Origin of the sequence: Candidatus Photobacterium acropomis, assembly GCF_030685555.1 — a bacterium.
Taxonomy (GTDB): domain Bacteria; phylum Pseudomonadota; class Gammaproteobacteria; order Enterobacterales; family Vibrionaceae; genus Photobacterium; species Photobacterium lucens.
The window spans coordinates 2,240,763-2,257,806 of sequence record NZ_CP131609.1 but is presented as its reverse complement, the minus strand read 5'-3'; the positions used below and the strand labels follow the sequence as shown (position 1 = coordinate 2,257,806).

The window sequence follows — 17,044 nt, the reverse complement described above, 5'->3', positions numbered from 1 at the left end:
AATGAAATATAGAAAGTGGGGAAATAAATTCTCCACTTTTTATATAAGTCTTATTTTTATTTTTGTGGCTGTAAGGTTATTTTAGCAGTACAACCGTAGTATTGGTTGATCAGTAGATCGAATTTATAACCGTATTTATGGCATATATCACGGGAGATCAATAAGCCTAATCCATATCCTTCAATACCTCTTGGTTTCTTTCCTAATCCGATACCTGTATCAATTATCGATATACGTGATGGCGTAACACTAATCACTACAGAGCCTTTTTCGGTGCACGCAAATGCATTTTTGAGCAAATTTCCCACTAAAATTTTTAAGCTGGTTTTGGGGATTTTAACGTGAATAGGTTGGGTCAACTCAATTTGGCATTCAACCGGCTTGTATGCGATCAGATGTGTGTGGCTTTGTACTATTTCTTCTAATTCTTCTTTGGTTAACTCGCGCATTTGTTGTTCGCTTGGGCTTTCTTCACGTGTGAGATAGAGTAGCGTCGTTACAAAATCGTTCATTTCATCACAGGCATGGGATAAACGTTTACGCTGCTTAGCAATGAATTTGGGCTCTGTTGATTGCCCTAATAATGATGTTGCACCTTTTATTACCATTAAAGGCGATCGTAGTTCGTGGCTGGCGTAGCGATTGAAGGATCGTTCTCGTTCGATTGAGCGGTTAATCCGATCTTGATACTGATTTAAACTCTCCACCAACATATGCAGCTCCATGGTTTTTACACCGTTAGGTATATCGATTGGACTTAAGTCGGTGGCTGAACGTTTCTGTAGCTGTTTTGCTAAAACAGACAGTGGATGTGTTAGACGACGAGAGATCAGCATAACAACAATGAGGATTAGGATAAGTAACAAGCTGGCAGTAATGGCTTGTTTTCGATGATTTTCAAATATTTGATCTTCGCTAAGTTCATAGATTCGGTCGAAATAAAAAAGATATAGGTCTTCAGTTTTTCCGTTGGCATAAGTCAGTGGACTTTTCATTACAAAAAAATCAGTAGCATAGCCATTGGTTTGATAGACCTCAATAGCTTTATAGAAGGGGATATCGTCTTGAATTGAAAAATTTTGTGGAATAGCATCTAAACCGACATAAGCTTGAATGTTATCTTCCGTGTATACCTTTTTTGAGGGGATATGCTTTAGCTTTTGCGTAATAATTTTGCTTTCATTTTCCAGTGTATTTTGGGCGTTGAGTACTTCCAACTTATCAATAGTGGATTCCAATAAGATGTAATGGCTCGTGAGTATTGCCACTGCCATGATGGAAAAATAGTAAAAAGTAACATTTCGTGCTGAGCGTAATTGGGTCATTGTTATTGATCGTCCTGCACTACATGGATCAGTTGATAACCGATTTTAGGTATTGTCTTGATGTAAGCATGGTTAAAGCCTTTATCTATTTGTGTTCTTAGTTGATAGATATGGCTACGTAGCACATTGTTTTCAGGTTCATCATCGCCCCATAAGGTATTAATTAATTCTTGTTTTGCGAGGATATCTGGTGCTCGTAATAACATTAATTTTAAAATAGTGAACAAGGTCGGATTTAATGAAATTTGCTTATTTCCACGCGTAGCAATATGGGTCTTGAGATCAAGTGACAAATCACCAAATTGCAGTGTTTGTGTCGCCATGGTGCCTTTACGACGGCGGGTTAACGCGGTGATTCGTGCTTCAAGGATCTCTAAATCGAAAGGCTTGATCAGGTAATCATCAGCTCCTGTTGCAAATCCCTGCAATGTATCTTCACGGGTATCGCGGGCGGTGAGCATGATAATTGGGGTATCTACACCATCTTCACGTAGTTGTTGACATACTATATGACCATCCATGCGTGGCAACATGATATCCAGTATGATCAAATCATAATGGTGCTGTTTTGCGAGTTCATATCCTTGTAGACCATTATTTGCGTAATCTAGGGTGTAGCCTTTAATTTCAAAAAAGTCGAAGATGATATTGGCAATATCTTGGTGATCTTCAATTAGCAATAATTTCATTCTGTATGAGTTCGACAGTTGTTCAATATAGAAATAATAGAAAAGAGAATAGATCGTGCACTATCTATTCTCTTTTATACCGCTTAACTGGTTTAATAATTCTTAATTGTTATTTTTTTTGCGACTTCAGTAGCAAATTGTTCGCGGCATTGGCTAAAAATATCTAATTGCGGTTGGTATTCTTCGGTGTTTATATCCATCACACCTAACATGGAATGAAAGATATTATCGTGAGAATAGGTATCTGTTTTGTGTGCCGATTGTTTTAAACAGGCATAGTCAATATTTTTAGCGTCTTGAAAGCTTGGCGACATCCATACCATCAGCGGTACCTTGGTTTGGTATTCAGGGGCAAAGCGATAGGGAATACCATGTAAATAAGTACCGTTTTCACCTAATGATTCACCATGATCTGAGACGTAAACCAGTGCTGTATGATATTGCTCACTTAACTGCTTTAATTTCTTAATCATTTGGCTGATCACATAGTCAGTATACAAAATCGTATTATCGTAGCTGTTGATGATTTGCTCTTGGCTACAGTTTTCAATATCAGCACGTGGACAATCAGGTTGGAATATCGCTTTATTTGACGGATAACGTTGATAATAAGTAGGACCATGACTACCAATTAAATGAAGCGTGATCATACTATTACCACTGAGATCAGCGATATCTTGATCGATATTTTCAAGTAGTGCCATGTCGTAACAAGTCGAGCCATTGCACATCTCATCTTTACGGGAACGATCTATCACGATCTTAGTAATATTCTTCGCTACCGACTTATCACCACCATCGTTCTCTTTCCATAGCTGAGAAACGTTAGCACGTTGCATGATATCGAGTAGGTTATCTTGGTTATCAGCCTGTGAGCGATCAAAATTCTCTCGGGTCATATTGGCAAACATGCAAGGAACCGATACCGCTGTTGCAGTGCCGCATGCCGTGACATCTTGAAATGAAATCATATCAAACTCACGGGTATAAGGATTGGTTTGGCGGTGGTAGCCATTTAGTTCGTAATTCTGTGCCCGCGCTGTTTCACCCACAACCATGATCATAAGTGTCGGCTTTGTTAGTGCTTGTGACAGTGCTATGTCACTTTGTGTAGCGTCTAAACCTATTTGTTTATAAGGCTGTGGGGTAGTGAAGTAAGTGTCTTTTACATATTGGCTGGTGCTATAAATAAACTGAGTAGGAATGAGCACTTTTTTTAGATAGCTATTATTACGCCCAACAGAAACGTAATCTTGGTAATAGGCTGCGGCAATTAATCCAACAACCACTAATGAAATCAACATTGATGCAAGTTTGGCTGTAACAAACTTAAAAGGGTTCGTTAGTGGTTTTATTGGCAGCTTATAGATGATCAGCGCGGGTATTATGCCCATGAGAACAGTCCACATTACGGAGTATAAGCTGATGTATGAGCCTGCCTCACTGCTGTCCGTTTCCATAATGTTGGCAATCATGCCGTAATCAAACATCACACCATAATTGAACCCAGCATAGCTCACCATACTCGATAAGATCAGCAAGACAATAAAAAATGGCTTGCTGATCTTAGGCCAGCTAAATAATGAAAACAGAAAGTTTAAGCAGGCAAGAAAGAAAAGCGGGATCGTGAGTATAAAGCCAAGTTTGACTGTTTCAAGTTGGTTAAAAATCCCAATCAGTGCTTTATATACAGGCAGATTTACCACCACTGTAAAATAGAGCGCGAGTAGGAAAGTAAAGGTGGCATAAGACATGCCACCAATAAGTTTTTGCTTAATAATATTCATTGTTTATTTTGAAGGGTTACACACCACACCGATGCAAATAAGCGGAATGGTATCCTTCTATCTCCACGTCGTTATTCGCCGTAAGTTATAAACGCTGAAAGGTGAAAAAAATGTTGAAACGCATTATTTCTGAGTAATACATAGAGGATGTTAATTGTCTCATTTTTGATACGTACTCTATTTAGCGTAGTTGCAAATTTAGAGAATGTTTAAATTTGTAATAATTAAATTGAACGAGACATTGCTGATGTATTGTAGAGCCCGTTATGGTTGTATTTTATAAATAATGGGTAAGTCAATGTTTACCCAATAGGATCATGCTATAACCCGTATCTTCACAAATACTATCGGCTTAGCAGGTTACGCGAAAAGGAATGTTGAAATGGATATTAAAATTGGTGACTTAACACACCCACAAGTCATTCAGTTGCTAATGGAACACCTGGAAGATATGTATGCTACATCACCTGCTGATAGTGTTCATGCATTGGATGTTGATGGACTCAAAACCGATGATGTGACGTTTTACACTTGTTGGGAACGTGAGACATTACTTGGCTGTGTCGCAATTAAACGCCTTGATGCTGACCATGCAGAGCTGAAATCAATGCGAACGAAGATTGATGCTCGAAATCGCGGTGTTGGGGCAAGGTTACTAGAATATGTGTTAGTTGAAGCCCATAGTCTGGGGTTTAAAACCATTAGCTTAGAGACAGGTTCACATAACTTTTTTGAGTCAGCCTGTCGTTTATATGAAAAGTTTGGTTTTGAATATTGTGAACCGTTTGCTGACTATTTACCTGATCCTCATAGCTTATTTATGCGTTATGACTTTAAGCAATGGCAGTAAAGCAAACTAAGAGAATGGGATGGAAATACTTTCTAGTGGGCGTGAAAACGCAATTTTTAAGCGTAAAGATACGGTAGTTAGGCCGCTAAATTTTTATTCGTCAAGCGTACATTTGTTACTTCAACATTTTGAAAAACAGGGCATTGAAGGATTACCACGTTTTGTTGCTATTGAGGGGGACAATGAAATTGTAACCTTTGTTGAAGGAGAGACCGCGAACTATCCATTATCAGGAGCGGTAACATCAGATATAGCAGTGATCAGTGCTGGTAAGTTACTTCGGCGCTTGCATGATGCCTCGGTCGGATTTATTACCGATGCAACTTACAAAGACCAAGTCTGGATGCTACCTGAGTGTGAGCCAGTTGAGGTGATGTGTCATGGTGATTATGCACCTTATAACGTCGCATTATCAGGTAATGAAGTGGTGGGTATTTTTGATTTTGATACTGCTCATCCTGCATCAAGGTTATGGGATCTTGCGTATGCTATTTATTGTTGGGCTCCATTTAAAACCCATGTCTATGACAAATTAGGAGAGCTGCCGGATCAGATTGTTCGTGCCAAGCTATTTTGTGATGCATACGGTATGACAAATAGTCAGCGTCAGCAATTGGTAGCGACAATGATTGAGCGACTAAAAACGCTGGTTGATTTTATGAAACAACAAGCGGCTGAAGGAAATACTCAATTTATTGCGAATATAGCGGATGGTCATCATCTGAGCTATTTAGCTGATATTGATTATTTACAGCAGAATGGAAAACAAATCGTATCAGGTTTAATGAAGTGATATTTTTTTGACGGCTATTGGTTTGATATTGTTGTTATTAGAGGATGTCATAAAATCGTAACTTTAGACAAATAATGAAGAGTTTCATGTTTGTTTTAGAATAATTGACCACAGCAACTAATGATCATTTTATTACCAATAGTTATCATTTTAAGGAATAAAAAAAGCCTCATTAAAAAATGAGGCTTAATAATCAATAGATTCAGATTATTTATTGGCAAGGAGCCTAAATACCGGCTAGGTATGAATCTAACTTTATATGATTCGGGGATAATTTCAAAATAGATAATAATCATTTTGAGATCTAGACACAGAGATGCATAGTTAATTGTATTTTTTTGTTCTTGTTTTTGTACAAAATTAGATTTTCAGGTCAAAAAAATGACGATTAATTTCGTTCTTAGCGATGAATGGTCATGAAAAAGTAATAAAAGCGACTTATTTAATCGTTGGTATAAGCTTTATTTTATGAAAAGTTAAATATCTCAATCTATTTTATAAAAGGTGATTTAAGGTTGGAAATAACGCCTTTTTAAACCGTCAAAAAGGCGTTATTCAATTAGCGACGACGCATTTTCAGATACAATGCGCCTGCACTTAAGTTACTGCCATCGAGTTCTAATTGACGGTTTACAGTAATAGGGAAGTTTTTGCCCACACGAAGTGATAAACGTTCTGTTAATACTTCATTGGCAAAGTCACTGCCAGCAAGCACAACCGCTTTAACACCAGTGGTTTCATCAATACGTTCAACCCAATTAGCAATGTAATCAGCCAGTGAATCCATTATGCCAAAGGCGAGCTTATCTAACTCGGATTCATCGACCACTAAACGGAAGCTCATTAAGCTGCCTAATGTTTTCGCCCATTCAATGGTGCGCTTGCCATCAACCATATCTAATGAGTAATCAACGCGATGACCTTTTTGACCGCTGTTTTGTAGTGCTTTGGCAATTAGGGCATCGTTTAAGTATTGAATACTATTAGTGCTTGACGTCGATAAGCCCAAAATTGTTGCGGCAACGGCAAACAAGCCTGTTAACTGGTTATAACATTGGCTAATGTCGATTTGGCTTAATGCTTGGTAACTCTCTGGCAGTGCATCTTTAAATTTAGCTAATATAGTTGCTTGCTCACCCTCAGCCATGGCACGAATAATGTCATGTCCTGTATGAGGTAGGCTAGGTAGCACTAAGAAACTATCGGTACGAGTAAATTTATCTTGGCAGACAATTTCACCTGCCGCATAACGCCCAAAATAGATCACTGTGGTATTACGACCATTACCAGATTCAATATTGCCACCATGTAAGGCACAAATCGGTAGCGCATGAGCAGGTACATCATTGGCATGTTTAGGCTGGTGGTCGAAGTGAATGCGACGCTTATGCCAGTAAGCATTTAATCCGTTAATACAGGCTTGATCGTGTAGCGGCTCTAACGCTTTGATCGAAACTGGCAGTGATACCTCAGGATCGCTGTCGATCTGACTCCAACCGTTTTCAATCCAAGTGATCAAGGGTTGCCAGTGATTAGTATCAAGGTACACATAATCAATACCTTGCTGACGTAAGACTTCAGTCAGTACTGTTAGCACACGATTATAGCTAAAACATAAATCGTACAGTGGTGCATGTAATTGCTGATGTTGCGCTTTCGGTTGAACTGTTACTCGTGGTTTTTCTAAGCTAGATAAGGCTAACACATGTGCTGATGGAGTAATAAAGTGCATTGGCACAGTATTAGGATTACAAATCAGCACTTGTGGACGTTTCTGCGACGAAGTAGAAACGGGTGATGTACTTAGCTGAAATAGCTGATGTTTACCTTGCTCGTTGGTTAAGTTGAAAATCACCGAACCATTACTGATCACATCATCAGCCCATGCTTTTACTTGATTAAAGCTAACTGTAGCAGGTAGACGCTTTTCACCGTGACAACATGCGCATGACAAGCTTAATTCGCCAAATTGTGGTGATTGGTTATCACCTAATAATGGCTCACAATGTTGGCAGAATGGTAATTGATGTGAAGTGTTCACCAGTGGAACCACACTGCCTTCACGATGACTAATTTCTTCTACTTTGGTTTCTAGTAACCAGATAGAAAGTAAGAAATCATGGGCAATTTTATCGGCTAACGCTTCTAATTGCGCTTGCTCACCAACAGCTTCAATAATGTAGCGATTCTTGACGAAACCGATCGTGATTTCATACGGTTCATTAGCTAAATAATCGTTACATAACTGGGCGTAAAACGGGACTTGGCGAGAGCATTTAAATGAAAATTGGATTAATTTCATGAATCAACTCCTCGTTTATAAGCGGTTGGAATTAGGCTATTAATTTCGATGTTATTGACGCGCTCACAAGTCACACCTAGCTCACACAAATGATTAAGTATCGCAGATTCCATAACAGGGATCGCGGCGTGAATCTTCGGTGTTAAGCCCATGTGCATTGGCTCTAATACGGTAGGTGTTACACCCAGAACAAATGTCTTAGGGCGATCACCAACTAACTCCATCATGATCAAGGTTTGCAGCATTTCAACTTCGTGAGCACTGCCTTGCCAATCGATCTCAGCAGGGGCTTTATCAAAATCAAAGAAGTAGACTTCACCTGCATCAACACCAGCGGCATTAACGGTATCAATCACCACTAAGTGATCATACTGGGTCAGGGTTGGAATCAAACTGTGTGCAAGAGTACCGCCATCAACGAGATCAATCTGATGTTCTGGGTGTGAAAAGCGGTAGTTTTCGGTGAGGTAATTGACGAAATGTACGCCGACACCTTCGTCGGCGTACAAGACATTGCCAATACCAAGTAGCAATATCTTCATTAGTGCTAGTGGCCTTTATGGTCAGTGTTTGCGTTGTGTGCGTGATGTTGAACCGGGTGTTTACCCTTGTTCTCTTCTTTCACATGCACAGGGTGGTAGTCGTAACCTGACATGATGGCGTCTGCTGAGCCATTACGGAAACGGATGCCTGTCCAAATCACCATGTAAACGTGGATCAGAACGAACACAATGAATGCCCAAGTTACGATATGGTGCCATTCACGAACATTCGCTAAACCACCCATCGCGTACGTTACCCATTCAGCAGGTTGCCAGAATAGACCGCCCATACCTAAATGATAAACGTTGGCATACAGGGTTAAGCCCGTTACACACATGAAAATAGCGGCAATAGAAATACCCGCATAAACCACCAACTGTAATGGGCCGTATGCGCCATGGTGAGGCGGTTGACCGATCCAGAAATAGGCTTTGATCTGTTTAATCCAACTTGTCGGACTTACAGCATCTTTCACCGAGCGACGTTCAACGTTACTGCGACTAAAGAAGAACAAGTAAGCACGAATTAAGGTGACCGCGATCAACACAAAACCAAGAACTTCATGGGCAAAACGGATCCAGCCTTGCTCTAATACATTCGTGCTATCCGGCGCAACCAAGAAAGGCCATGCAATGTAAAAGCCCGTTGCAATTAAGCCAAAGATGGCAAAAGCACGCAGCCAGTGACAGAGACGAATAATAAAAGAGAAAACATAGGATCGTTTGTACAACACTGTATCTGTTGACATAAATTCCTTCCTTACATCGCTTGTGCAGGAATACGGAATTCACTCAAAGATTGGCCTTTGTAATCCATCACGTGTACTGAACACGCCATGCATGGGTCAAATGAGTGGATCACACGTAGTACTTCAAGAGGCTTAGTTGGGTCTTCTAACTTTAAGCCAACTAAAGAGGCTTCGTAAGGACCGATCTTACCGTTACCATCGATAGGGCCTGCGTTCCATGTGGTTGGAACAACAGCTTGGTAGTTTTCAACTAAACCATCTTTAATACGGATCCAGTGACTTAGCAGGCCACGAGGCGCTTCAATCACACCCACACCTTTGTACTCTTTCGCAGGATCAATAGTTGGTTCAATGTAAGTGGTTTGATCTGAATTTAAGTTGTTCACCATAGATTCAAATGTGGTTAAACCGTTACGAGCAATGATCAAAGTATGCAGCATACGTGCAGCAGTACGACCTAATGTCGTAAATAGGGCACCTGCTGGCAGACCTGTTGTTTTTAAGAACTCGTTAACTACAGGTACTACATATGGGTTACCTTTTGCGTAGTTCACAGCAATAGTTGCTAGTGGACCTACTTCTACAGGCTCGCCATTGTAACGTGGTGATTTAACCCAAGAGTATTTGCCAGCTTCATTAATAGTTGGACGCTTACCTTCAAGGGTGTCACGTTCAATGAATGGCGTATGCTCAGGGATGGTTGTGCCATCATAAGGGTGCTGCGGTTTATCTGCGTTGTACCATGAGTGAGTCACATCTTCTGCGATCAGGCTAAGATCCACATCTTCTGCTTTAGTGATGTCTTTGTTGCGGATCACACCGCTAGTGAATAGATGTGTTTCTTCGTTTAGCTGGATAGACTCGCTACACATGAAGGTGCTGATGTTACAGCCACCTAGAACGCTTGGCTCTTTACCAAATGCCGAAGCTGCCATCAAAATATCAGCTTGGTATGCACGTTCGATAAACTCAGCAACATGAACAAACTTTTGCTTAAACTCTTGTAGACGTGCAGGATCTAACATGTCACGTACACACGTCACACCACCAACAACAATTGATTGTGGGTGAGGGTTCTTACCACCCCAAATTGCCATCATCTCAGCACCAACACGCTGAACTTCTAGTGCTTTAAGGTAGTGAGATAGACCAATAAGGTTCTGCTCTGGCGTGAAAGCGTAAGTTTTGTTGCCCCAGTATGCGTTAGCAAACGGACCTAACTTACCTGTGTTTACTAGGCCTTGTACTTTCTCTTGTACGGCGCGTAGTTCACCTTCACCAGCTGCCATTGGTGTTTTCGACCACTTCATTGCTTCTTGCGCAGCTTTAGCAGGATCGGCACTTAGAGCTGACACTACATCAACCCAGTCAAGGCCGTGAAGTAGGTAGAAGTGCACAATGTGGTCGTGCATTTCAAGTGAGGTTAAGATCAGGCTACGAATGTATTTTGCATTGATAGGCACTTGCGCATTGATTGCATTTTCAACCGCCAATGTGCCACATAAGTAGTGAGATGAAGTACATACACCACAGATACGCTGCATTAATAGACCAGTATCGTAAGGTGTACGGCCTTTCATGATGATCTCTAAACCACGGAACAGGGTAGAAGAGGCGTATGCTTTTTCAATAACGTTGTTGGCATCAAGTTCAACTTCGATGCGTAAGTGGCCTTCGATACGAGTAATGGGATCGATTACGACACGCTTGCTCATGAATTATTCCTCGACTTTCTTTGCAAAAATACTACTTACTGCGTGAGCACCAATACCCACAGCGGTAACGCCTAGTGTCACTGCGCCAATAGTATCGGCAGTGGCATCTAAACCATGTAATGGCTTACGGCTTAATGGCTTCTCGAAATATGCCATCTCATCCCAGAAGTCTGGCTCTGAACAACCAATACAACCGTGACCAGCAAGCACAGGCCAGCTAGTGTGTGAGTTGAAACGCTCTGTAGGGCAGTTGTTGTAAGTGTAAGGACCTTTACAACCCATCTTAAATAGGCAGTAACCTTGCTTAGCGTTATCGTCACCAAACTCAGTCACGAATTCGCCCGCATCAAAGTGACCACGACGCTCACAGTTATCATGAACACGGGCACCATATGCCCACTTAGGACGATTGAACATATCAAGAGCAGGAAGGCGACCAAACATGATGTAGTACATCAATGTACCTGTGATGTTGGCAGGGTTTGGTGGACAGCCCGCAACGTTAATCACTGGACGATCAATCACAGCACCGACGCTTTTCGCACCGGTTGGGTTAGGGCGAGCGGCTTGTACACCACCGAAAGAAGAACAAGTACCCACACAGATAACAGCTGCAGCATCGTTAGCCACACGCTTGATCAATGACATACCCGTTTCAGCTTTGCTGCCAAGCGTAAGATAAATACCGTTATTAGCAGTAGGAACCGCACCTTCTGCTGCTAATAGGTATTTGCCTTTGTACGCTTTCATAGCGTTTTCTAGGTTTTCTTCAGCTTGTTGACCAGCGGCTGCCATCAGTACTTCTTGGTATTCAAGAGAAACATGTTCAAACAAAAGGGTACTAATATCAGGTGTTGTTGTACGTGTTAGCGATTCTGAACAACCAGTACATTCTGCAAGGCTTAACCAGATAAGAGGCACACGATCTGAAAGCTCAGCCGCTTCAGCTACCATGGTGCTAAAAGGTAGGGGTAAGGCGAGAAGTGATGTGATGGTGGCACTCCAAATCATGAAATCACGACGGGTAATGCCATTTTGTTCTAATTTATCTTTGAATGATTCCTCACGAAGAGGTTTCATTGCTCGTAACTCGGCAAGACGTTTTTTGCCAAGTTCGAAAAGGGCTGCATGCGAGTCCATCTATCAACCTTGTCTATAAAATAATACTTATGCGCTATAGGTATAGCGTGAGGATTTTAGGAGGATAGAGGAGGGAAATGATTGATCTATATCAGATTTTAATTTTTTGTATGACAATATAAAAAATCAAAAATGACGCTATGCATAAATAAGTCATTGATATTGTTAATGAGAATTTTTTGTATTAACTATGACGATGATATAAGGTTTAACTCGTTGAAATTATAGGATTATATAAAATGTTGGAATAAGTTAATCGATTGGTTAATGTATAAAACCTGATTGACTATGCAACATAAATCCAAAATAAAAAATGAATAATCAGCCTTACGAGCAACAAGTGTGAGCAATATTAGAAATGTTTAGCTTTTTAGAGCAATTAAGTGCTTATTAAAAGCAAAAAACCTCAGCGATAGGCCGAGGTTTTGGATTTCGAGCACTTACTGGCGTGAAAGATTATTCACCAGCAAGGAAGGCTGCATCAAGCTTACAGAAAGCCAATAGCAGGTTAGCAGCTGCTGCATAAAAACCAAATTGATCGCGGTTTTGGCATTCTTTAGCAAACATTGGTAACCAGTTAAGCAGCATAGTATTTACGAAAGAAAGCTGCGCTTGCATTAGCTCTTCACGCTTTTCTTCTGTTTCTTGTTGGTTACCCATGATGATCAGATTCCCCATGAAATCTAATTCAACCGCAAGGTGATCGGCAGGCTCATTGAACTCTTTACGCTGAGCAATCGCGTAATCGTTCATTAGCACGTTCATATCTTGTGCTGGCTTATCATTAAGTAAACCTGTTGTACCTACGTACATAGACGCATACGGTAGGGCACCTGTTTTCGGTGTACTTAGGAATAAGCCACAGAAATCTGCCGCAAGCTCTAGTTGCTCATCTGGGCGAGAGTTAGATTTATTAATGGCGTCACGGAAAGCTTCAACGGGTGCTTTCAATTCCTCAGTCATGCCTAAGCCTGAAAGGAATGTGTACATTTCACCACCGTGGTATTCATGCAGATCCGCATCAGTGAGTTCGCGTGCGAACAATGAAGACATCCACCAGTAAATTTCAGCACGTTGTTCGTTGAAAGCAATAAATTCTTGCATTGTCACTCCAGACACATAAAACACATTCAAATATAACCTCAGACATTATATTGGAATCTATTTTAAAAAGGTAAAATAAAGGCGATGAATTTTCGTTCATCGCCTTATTTTATTTAACTAACTCGTTAAATTACTTGTCCATTGCTGGGAACAGTGGGTCGATACCTTCTTCGTAGATAGGACCGTTAAAGCCTGTTACCGCTGGAACAACACCAGTGTACTTCTCGATTTGAACTAGAGCAGCAGCAGCTGATGTTGCTTGCGCAAGGCTAGAAGTACCGATGTCTTCTGTTAGTACGTTTGGATCACCGTAAGTACAGATAGTGCCAGCTTTACCGCCTTCTAATGGGCTGTACCATGCACCTTCTTGTAGACGACAAACACCTGGTAGGTAATCGTCAGTTACTACAGCACCTGCAAGCACTTGACCACGATCGTTGAATACACGAACGATGTCACCAGATTTAATACCACGTGCCGCAGCATCTTCAGTGTTCATGAAGATAGGCTCGCGATCTGCAACAGCGTAAGTTGCGCGGAAATCCGTTGATGAACATAGCTGTGAGTGTAGACGATCTTTCGGGTGCGTACTCTGCATGTTGATCGGGAAGCGATCAGAGCGAGGACCACCGTGACTACGTTCAGTCTTTTCAAACCACATTGGGTGACCTTGACAGTCTTTGTAACCCATATCAGCGATAGTCTTACAGTAGATTTCGATCATACCTGAAGACGTACCTAGTGGCTCAAGATCAGGTTCTTTACGGAATGATTCGTGGCGAACCCACTCTTTACCCGCAGGGAACTCGATGAAACCTTCACCATCCCAGAACTTCTTGAAGTTAGGCATACGAACACCTAGACCACGACCTTGTAGACGCGCACCGTTGTAGATCTCTTCAATGATTTCCATTTGCGTCTTACCGCCAGTGAATGCTTCTTCGCGGTTGAAGCGAGAACATAGCTCACGGAAGATTTCGAAATCATCTTTAGATTCGTACATAGGTTCAACAATCTTACGCAGGGCAATAATACCTGCGTTAGAGTGGTTACCGTATTGTTCGATATCGTTACGCTCGTATGTTGTTGTTGCAGGTAATACGATATCTGCAAAACGACATGTTGCTGTCCACTGGTGATCAATCGAAACAACCGTTTCTAGCTTAGTCCAAGCTTTGATCATCTTGTTACGGTCTTGGTGGTGACCGAATGGGTTGTTACCGCTGAAGATAGCCATCTTCATGAATGGGTACTTCACTTTCTGACCATTGTAGTTGATGGTCTTTCCTGGGTTGTCGATACAGTCAACAAAACGCGCTACAGGAATGAAAGTAGAGTAACCGTTGTAAGAACCGTTATGGATTGGGTCGATACCTGTTACACCGCTAAAGCCTGACATTAGTGGGCCGTTAGATGTGATAGAACCTGCATCGTTGTAGTGCCAGCCGAAACCGAAACCACCACCAGGTAGACCGATTTGGCCAAGCATTGCTGCAAGTACTACTAGCATCCACGCGTACTGTTCGCCGTGCTGCATACGCTGTAGACACCAGCCACCGATGATTTGCGTACGACCGCTTGCCATAGTGCGAGCAAGTGCACGGATGTCATCAGCTTTAACGCCACAGATCTTCTCTGCCCACTCAGGGTTCTTAACAACACCGTCAGTCTTACCAAGAACGTAAGGCATGAACTTATCAAGACCTGTTGTGTAATCAGCAATGAAGTCTTTGTTGTATAAGTTTTCAGTGTATAGCGTGTGCGCAAGCGCAAGCATTAATGGAACGTCAGTCTGTGGGTTAACACGGATCTGCTCACCACCAACGGCTTTTTGGGTGCTAGAAACCACTGGATCCACGTAGATCACTTTGATTTCTTTGTTCTTCACTTTCTCTGCAAGTTGCTCATAGTATTGGTATGGGCTGTGGTCAGGTACTAACCAACCCACTTGCAGGTTCTTAATTGGGTCAGATGCCCAAATAACGATAGTGTCAGAGTGCTCAAGCACTAGTGGCCATGAAGTTTGCTGCTCGTAAACTTCCATTGCACCAGCAACGTAAGGAAGAATTACTTGAGCTGCACCAGTAGAGTAGTCACCCATCTTACCAAGCGTCGTACCGTGTAGACCGATACCACGCTTCATCATAGTACCTGCGTTATGCAGTTTACCTACTGACTGCCAACCTGTGTGACCAGAGTACAGTGCGCTTGGACCGAAGTTGTTCTGAACACGTTCCATCTCATGGTAGAAGAAGTCTAGCGCTTGAGACCATGGCACACGTACGAAACGGTTGTTACCACGTTGAGTTGTGTCAGACTTATAGCCTTGCTTTAACCAATCGATACGAACCATTGGGTATTTGATACGAGCAGGGTTGTAAACCACTTCACGTACCGCTTGGATCATGTCAGTTGGGTTTTTGTCTTTTTCAAATGGTGTTGTTTCAGTCCAAACACCATCAACTACTTTAGCGCGGAAAGCACCCCAGTGAGAACCAGATAGCACTTCGCCAGAGAAAGCAGCTTTTGCTTCTTCAGCAGCCATTGCCTTGCGTGGTGCAAGTAGGCTAGTACCAACAACCGATGCAGCACTTGCCATAGCAAGGCCTGATAGGAAGCGGCGGCGTGAAATGCCAGTATTATTCGTTTGAGTCGCCATATTTTTGGTCAATCCTTAAACTTTAATTTTTATCAATGGGGCGGGGACTGGAGACGTCCCCGCCTATCATTTATTCGTTTATTGGCTCGCGGGATTAGTGCGCGCCTGCACCGCCTGTATCGCTACCGTGGTTCTGTAGGTATTTCAGTAGCGTACGTTCTTCAGTCTTAGACAGACGGTAGTATGAGCTCATGGCTTTCAGACTTGCGATCCAGCCATTTGCAGTAAAATGGCCTGGCGCTGGCGCCGCGTGACAAGCATTACAAGTAGAGCCGTACATTTCTTCTGCGTAGTTCCAGATTGGCTGGATGCTATCGATCATGTCAGCTTTAGTGATCCAAGCTTGTACAGAAACGTTTTGCCATACGATGTCAGTCGCAGGATCTGTTTCTTCTTTAATAATCTTCTCGTTCGCTTTGATGTCGCCACGGATAGTTGCCTTGAATACACGTTTACCCATGTATTCTGTCATAACACGGCCTTTACCAGATTTCTCTAACCAGCCATTGACTTCAACTTTCAGCATGTCGCCTTTACGCTCAAGAACAGTAACTTCAGAAGCTGGTAGTAATTTACCTTCTGATTTGCCGTTAGCGTCGTCAGTTGCGAACAGATCTTTTTCACCAAGAGAGTAAAGCTTGTCAGCTTTTGCACCTTGTGCAGTTGCTTCAGCTTGTAGGCCTTGGAAGTCTTTTTGGAAACCGCCAGCCATGTTTGGTAGTTCGTGTGCAATACCTTTGTGACACTCGATACAGTTCATGTTCTTAGCTGCTGCATCTGTCATCGCTTTTGCAGCTTCAGGAGACTGCTTAGCGTGGTCCATTGCAGAGTAGTCGTGACAGCTCTTACACGTTTTAGAGTTGTTGTCAGACATACGCTTCCAAACAATTTGAGCAAGCTCTAGGCGGTGCTCTTCAAATTTCTCAGGTGTGTCAATCTTCTTAGTGATGTATTGGTTGTATACATCTTTCCAAGCGCCAAGTTTACGTTGAACAGCACCTGGAAGGTCTTTAGGTTGGTGACAGTCAACACATTCAGCACGTACACCTGAAGCGTTTTTGAAGTGTACAGATTGCTTATATTCTTCGTAGTTCTGCTGCATGGTGTGGCAGCTGATACAGAATTCAGTTTGAGAGGCGTGTTCAAATCCCTTATGCACAGCAAAAATGCCCGCAAGGGTGATACCAATACCAACTAGTACAAGTGCAAGAACAGAATACTTGCTGCTTGGCTTAGTCAACATTTGCCAAAGTTTTTTCATGTTGAAAGATTCCATTTAAGAATGAATGCACACCGTAAAGCTACGGTGACGTTATAAATTTTATGAGGTAATCTTATGTCCACGATGTGAATAAGGTTAATGCTACGAATGAATAGCAAACTCAGGTT

General features: G+C 41.9%; 13 protein-coding genes. 2 read left to right on the top strand and 11 right to left on the bottom strand.

The annotated features are described in order from the left end of the window. Positions 1 to 56: 56 nt before the first annotated feature. From Q7657_RS17290 to Q7657_RS17280, 3 genes are all read right to left on the bottom strand, one after another. Entirely contained in the window at positions 57 to 1,325 is a 1,269-nt protein-coding gene (locus Q7657_RS17290; protein ID WP_107166530.1) for a sensor histidine kinase, read from the bottom strand. Positions 1,326 to 1,327: 2 nt separating this feature from the next. After that, positions 1,328 to 2,014 carry a response regulator transcription factor gene (locus Q7657_RS17285; RefSeq protein ID WP_107166529.1) on the bottom strand — a complete coding sequence of 229 codons (687 nt, stop codon included), beginning with the start codon at positions 2,012 to 2,014 and terminating at the stop codon, positions 1,328 to 1,330. A gap of 92 nt (positions 2,015 to 2,106) precedes the next feature. After that, entirely contained in the window at positions 2,107 to 3,801 is a 1,695-nt protein-coding gene (locus Q7657_RS17280; RefSeq protein ID WP_107166528.1) for a phosphoethanolamine transferase, read from the bottom strand. Between the two features lie 382 nt (positions 3,802 to 4,183). On the opposite strand from Q7657_RS17280, the gene Q7657_RS17275 reads away from it, so the two are divergent. After that, positions 4,184 to 4,651, top strand: coding sequence for a GNAT family N-acetyltransferase (locus Q7657_RS17275; RefSeq protein WP_107166527.1), 468 nt, complete (start codon positions 4,184 to 4,186; stop codon positions 4,649 to 4,651). 19 nt (positions 4,652 to 4,670) lie between these two features. Beyond that, positions 4,671 to 5,444 (top strand): aminoglycoside phosphotransferase family protein, encoded by a 774-nt coding sequence (locus Q7657_RS17270; RefSeq protein WP_107166526.1) that lies wholly within the window; start codon positions 4,671 to 4,673, stop codon positions 5,442 to 5,444. 559 nt (positions 5,445 to 6,003) lie between these two features. Here the strand turns inward: Q7657_RS17270 and Q7657_RS17265 are convergent. The 8 genes from Q7657_RS17265 to torC all read right to left on the bottom strand — a co-directional run bounded on the left by Q7657_RS17265 (position 6,004) and on the right by torC (position 16,916). Further along, positions 6,004 to 7,746: a Kae1-like domain-containing protein gene (locus tag Q7657_RS17265; RefSeq protein WP_107166525.1), complete on the bottom strand. Its 1,743-nt coding sequence runs from the start codon at positions 7,744 to 7,746 to the stop codon at positions 6,004 to 6,006. Continuing rightward, positions 7,743 to 8,288 (bottom strand): HyaD/HybD family hydrogenase maturation endopeptidase, encoded by a 546-nt coding sequence (locus Q7657_RS17260; protein ID WP_107166524.1) that lies wholly within the window; start codon positions 8,286 to 8,288, stop codon positions 7,743 to 7,745. The genes Q7657_RS17265 and Q7657_RS17260 overlap by 4 nt, the downstream gene beginning before the upstream one ends. 5 nt (positions 8,289 to 8,293) lie before the next feature. After that, the gene (cybH, locus tag Q7657_RS17255; RefSeq protein WP_107166523.1) at positions 8,294 to 9,037 is read right to left on the bottom strand and encodes a Ni/Fe-hydrogenase, b-type cytochrome subunit; all 744 of its coding nucleotides are present in this window, start codon (positions 9,035 to 9,037) and stop codon (positions 8,294 to 8,296) included. Positions 9,038 to 9,048: 11 nt separating this feature from the next. Further along, entirely contained in the window at positions 9,049 to 10,752 is a 1,704-nt protein-coding gene (locus Q7657_RS17250; RefSeq protein ID WP_053989596.1) for a nickel-dependent hydrogenase large subunit, read from the bottom strand. Positions 10,753 to 10,755: 3 nt separating this feature from the next. Next, positions 10,756 to 11,892, bottom strand: coding sequence for a hydrogenase small subunit (locus Q7657_RS17245; protein ID WP_107166522.1), 1,137 nt, complete (start codon positions 11,890 to 11,892; stop codon positions 10,756 to 10,758). A gap of 456 nt (positions 11,893 to 12,348) precedes the next feature. After that, positions 12,349 to 12,996: a molecular chaperone TorD gene (gene torD / locus Q7657_RS17240; protein ID WP_053989598.1), complete on the bottom strand. Its 648-nt coding sequence runs from the start codon at positions 12,994 to 12,996 to the stop codon at positions 12,349 to 12,351. 130 nt (positions 12,997 to 13,126) lie between these two features. Continuing rightward, positions 13,127 to 15,655 (bottom strand): trimethylamine-N-oxide reductase TorA, encoded by a 2,529-nt coding sequence (gene torA, locus Q7657_RS17235; RefSeq protein WP_053989599.1) that lies wholly within the window; start codon positions 15,653 to 15,655, stop codon positions 13,127 to 13,129. 94 nt (positions 15,656 to 15,749) lie between these two features. After that, positions 15,750 to 16,916, bottom strand: coding sequence for a pentaheme c-type cytochrome TorC (gene torC / locus Q7657_RS17230; protein WP_107166521.1), 1,167 nt, complete (start codon positions 16,914 to 16,916; stop codon positions 15,750 to 15,752). Positions 16,917 to 17,044 lie beyond the last annotated feature (128 nt).

Excerpts from the sequence above, each read along its gene's own strand:
- Q7657_RS17270 (WP_107166526.1), top strand. The coding sequence starts at position 4,671 with ATGGAAATACTTTCTAGTGGGCGTGAAAACGCAATTTTTAAGCGTAAA.
- cybH (WP_107166523.1), bottom strand. The coding sequence starts at position 9,037 with ATGTCAACAGATACAGTGTTGTACAAACGATCCTATGTTTTCTCTTTT.
- Q7657_RS17265 (WP_107166525.1), bottom strand. The coding sequence starts at position 7,746 with ATGAAATTAATCCAATTTTCATTTAAATGCTCTCGCCAAGTCCCGTTT.
- torD (WP_053989598.1), bottom strand. The coding sequence starts at position 12,996 with ATGCAAGAATTTATTGCTTTCAACGAACAACGTGCTGAAATTTACTGG.
- torA (WP_053989599.1), bottom strand. The coding sequence starts at position 15,655 with ATGGCGACTCAAACGAATAATACTGGCATTTCACGCCGCCGCTTCCTA.
- Q7657_RS17260 (WP_107166524.1), bottom strand. The coding sequence starts at position 8,288 with ATGAAGATATTGCTACTTGGTATTGGCAATGTCTTGTACGCCGACGAA.
- Q7657_RS17275 (WP_107166527.1), top strand. The coding sequence starts at position 4,184 with ATGGATATTAAAATTGGTGACTTAACACACCCACAAGTCATTCAGTTG.
- Q7657_RS17250 (WP_053989596.1), bottom strand. The coding sequence starts at position 10,752 with ATGAGCAAGCGTGTCGTAATCGATCCCATTACTCGTATCGAAGGCCAC.
- Q7657_RS17280 (WP_107166528.1), bottom strand. The coding sequence starts at position 3,801 with ATGAATATTATTAAGCAAAAACTTATTGGTGGCATGTCTTATGCCACC.
- Q7657_RS17290 (WP_107166530.1), bottom strand. The coding sequence starts at position 1,325 with ATGACCCAATTACGCTCAGCACGAAATGTTACTTTTTACTATTTTTCC.
- Q7657_RS17245 (WP_107166522.1), bottom strand. The coding sequence starts at position 11,892 with ATGGACTCGCATGCAGCCCTTTTCGAACTTGGCAAAAAACGTCTTGCC.
- Q7657_RS17285 (WP_107166529.1), bottom strand. The coding sequence starts at position 2,014 with ATGAAATTATTGCTAATTGAAGATCACCAAGATATTGCCAATATCATC.
- torC (WP_107166521.1), bottom strand. The coding sequence starts at position 16,916 with ATGAAAAAACTTTGGCAAATGTTGACTAAGCCAAGCAGCAAGTATTCT.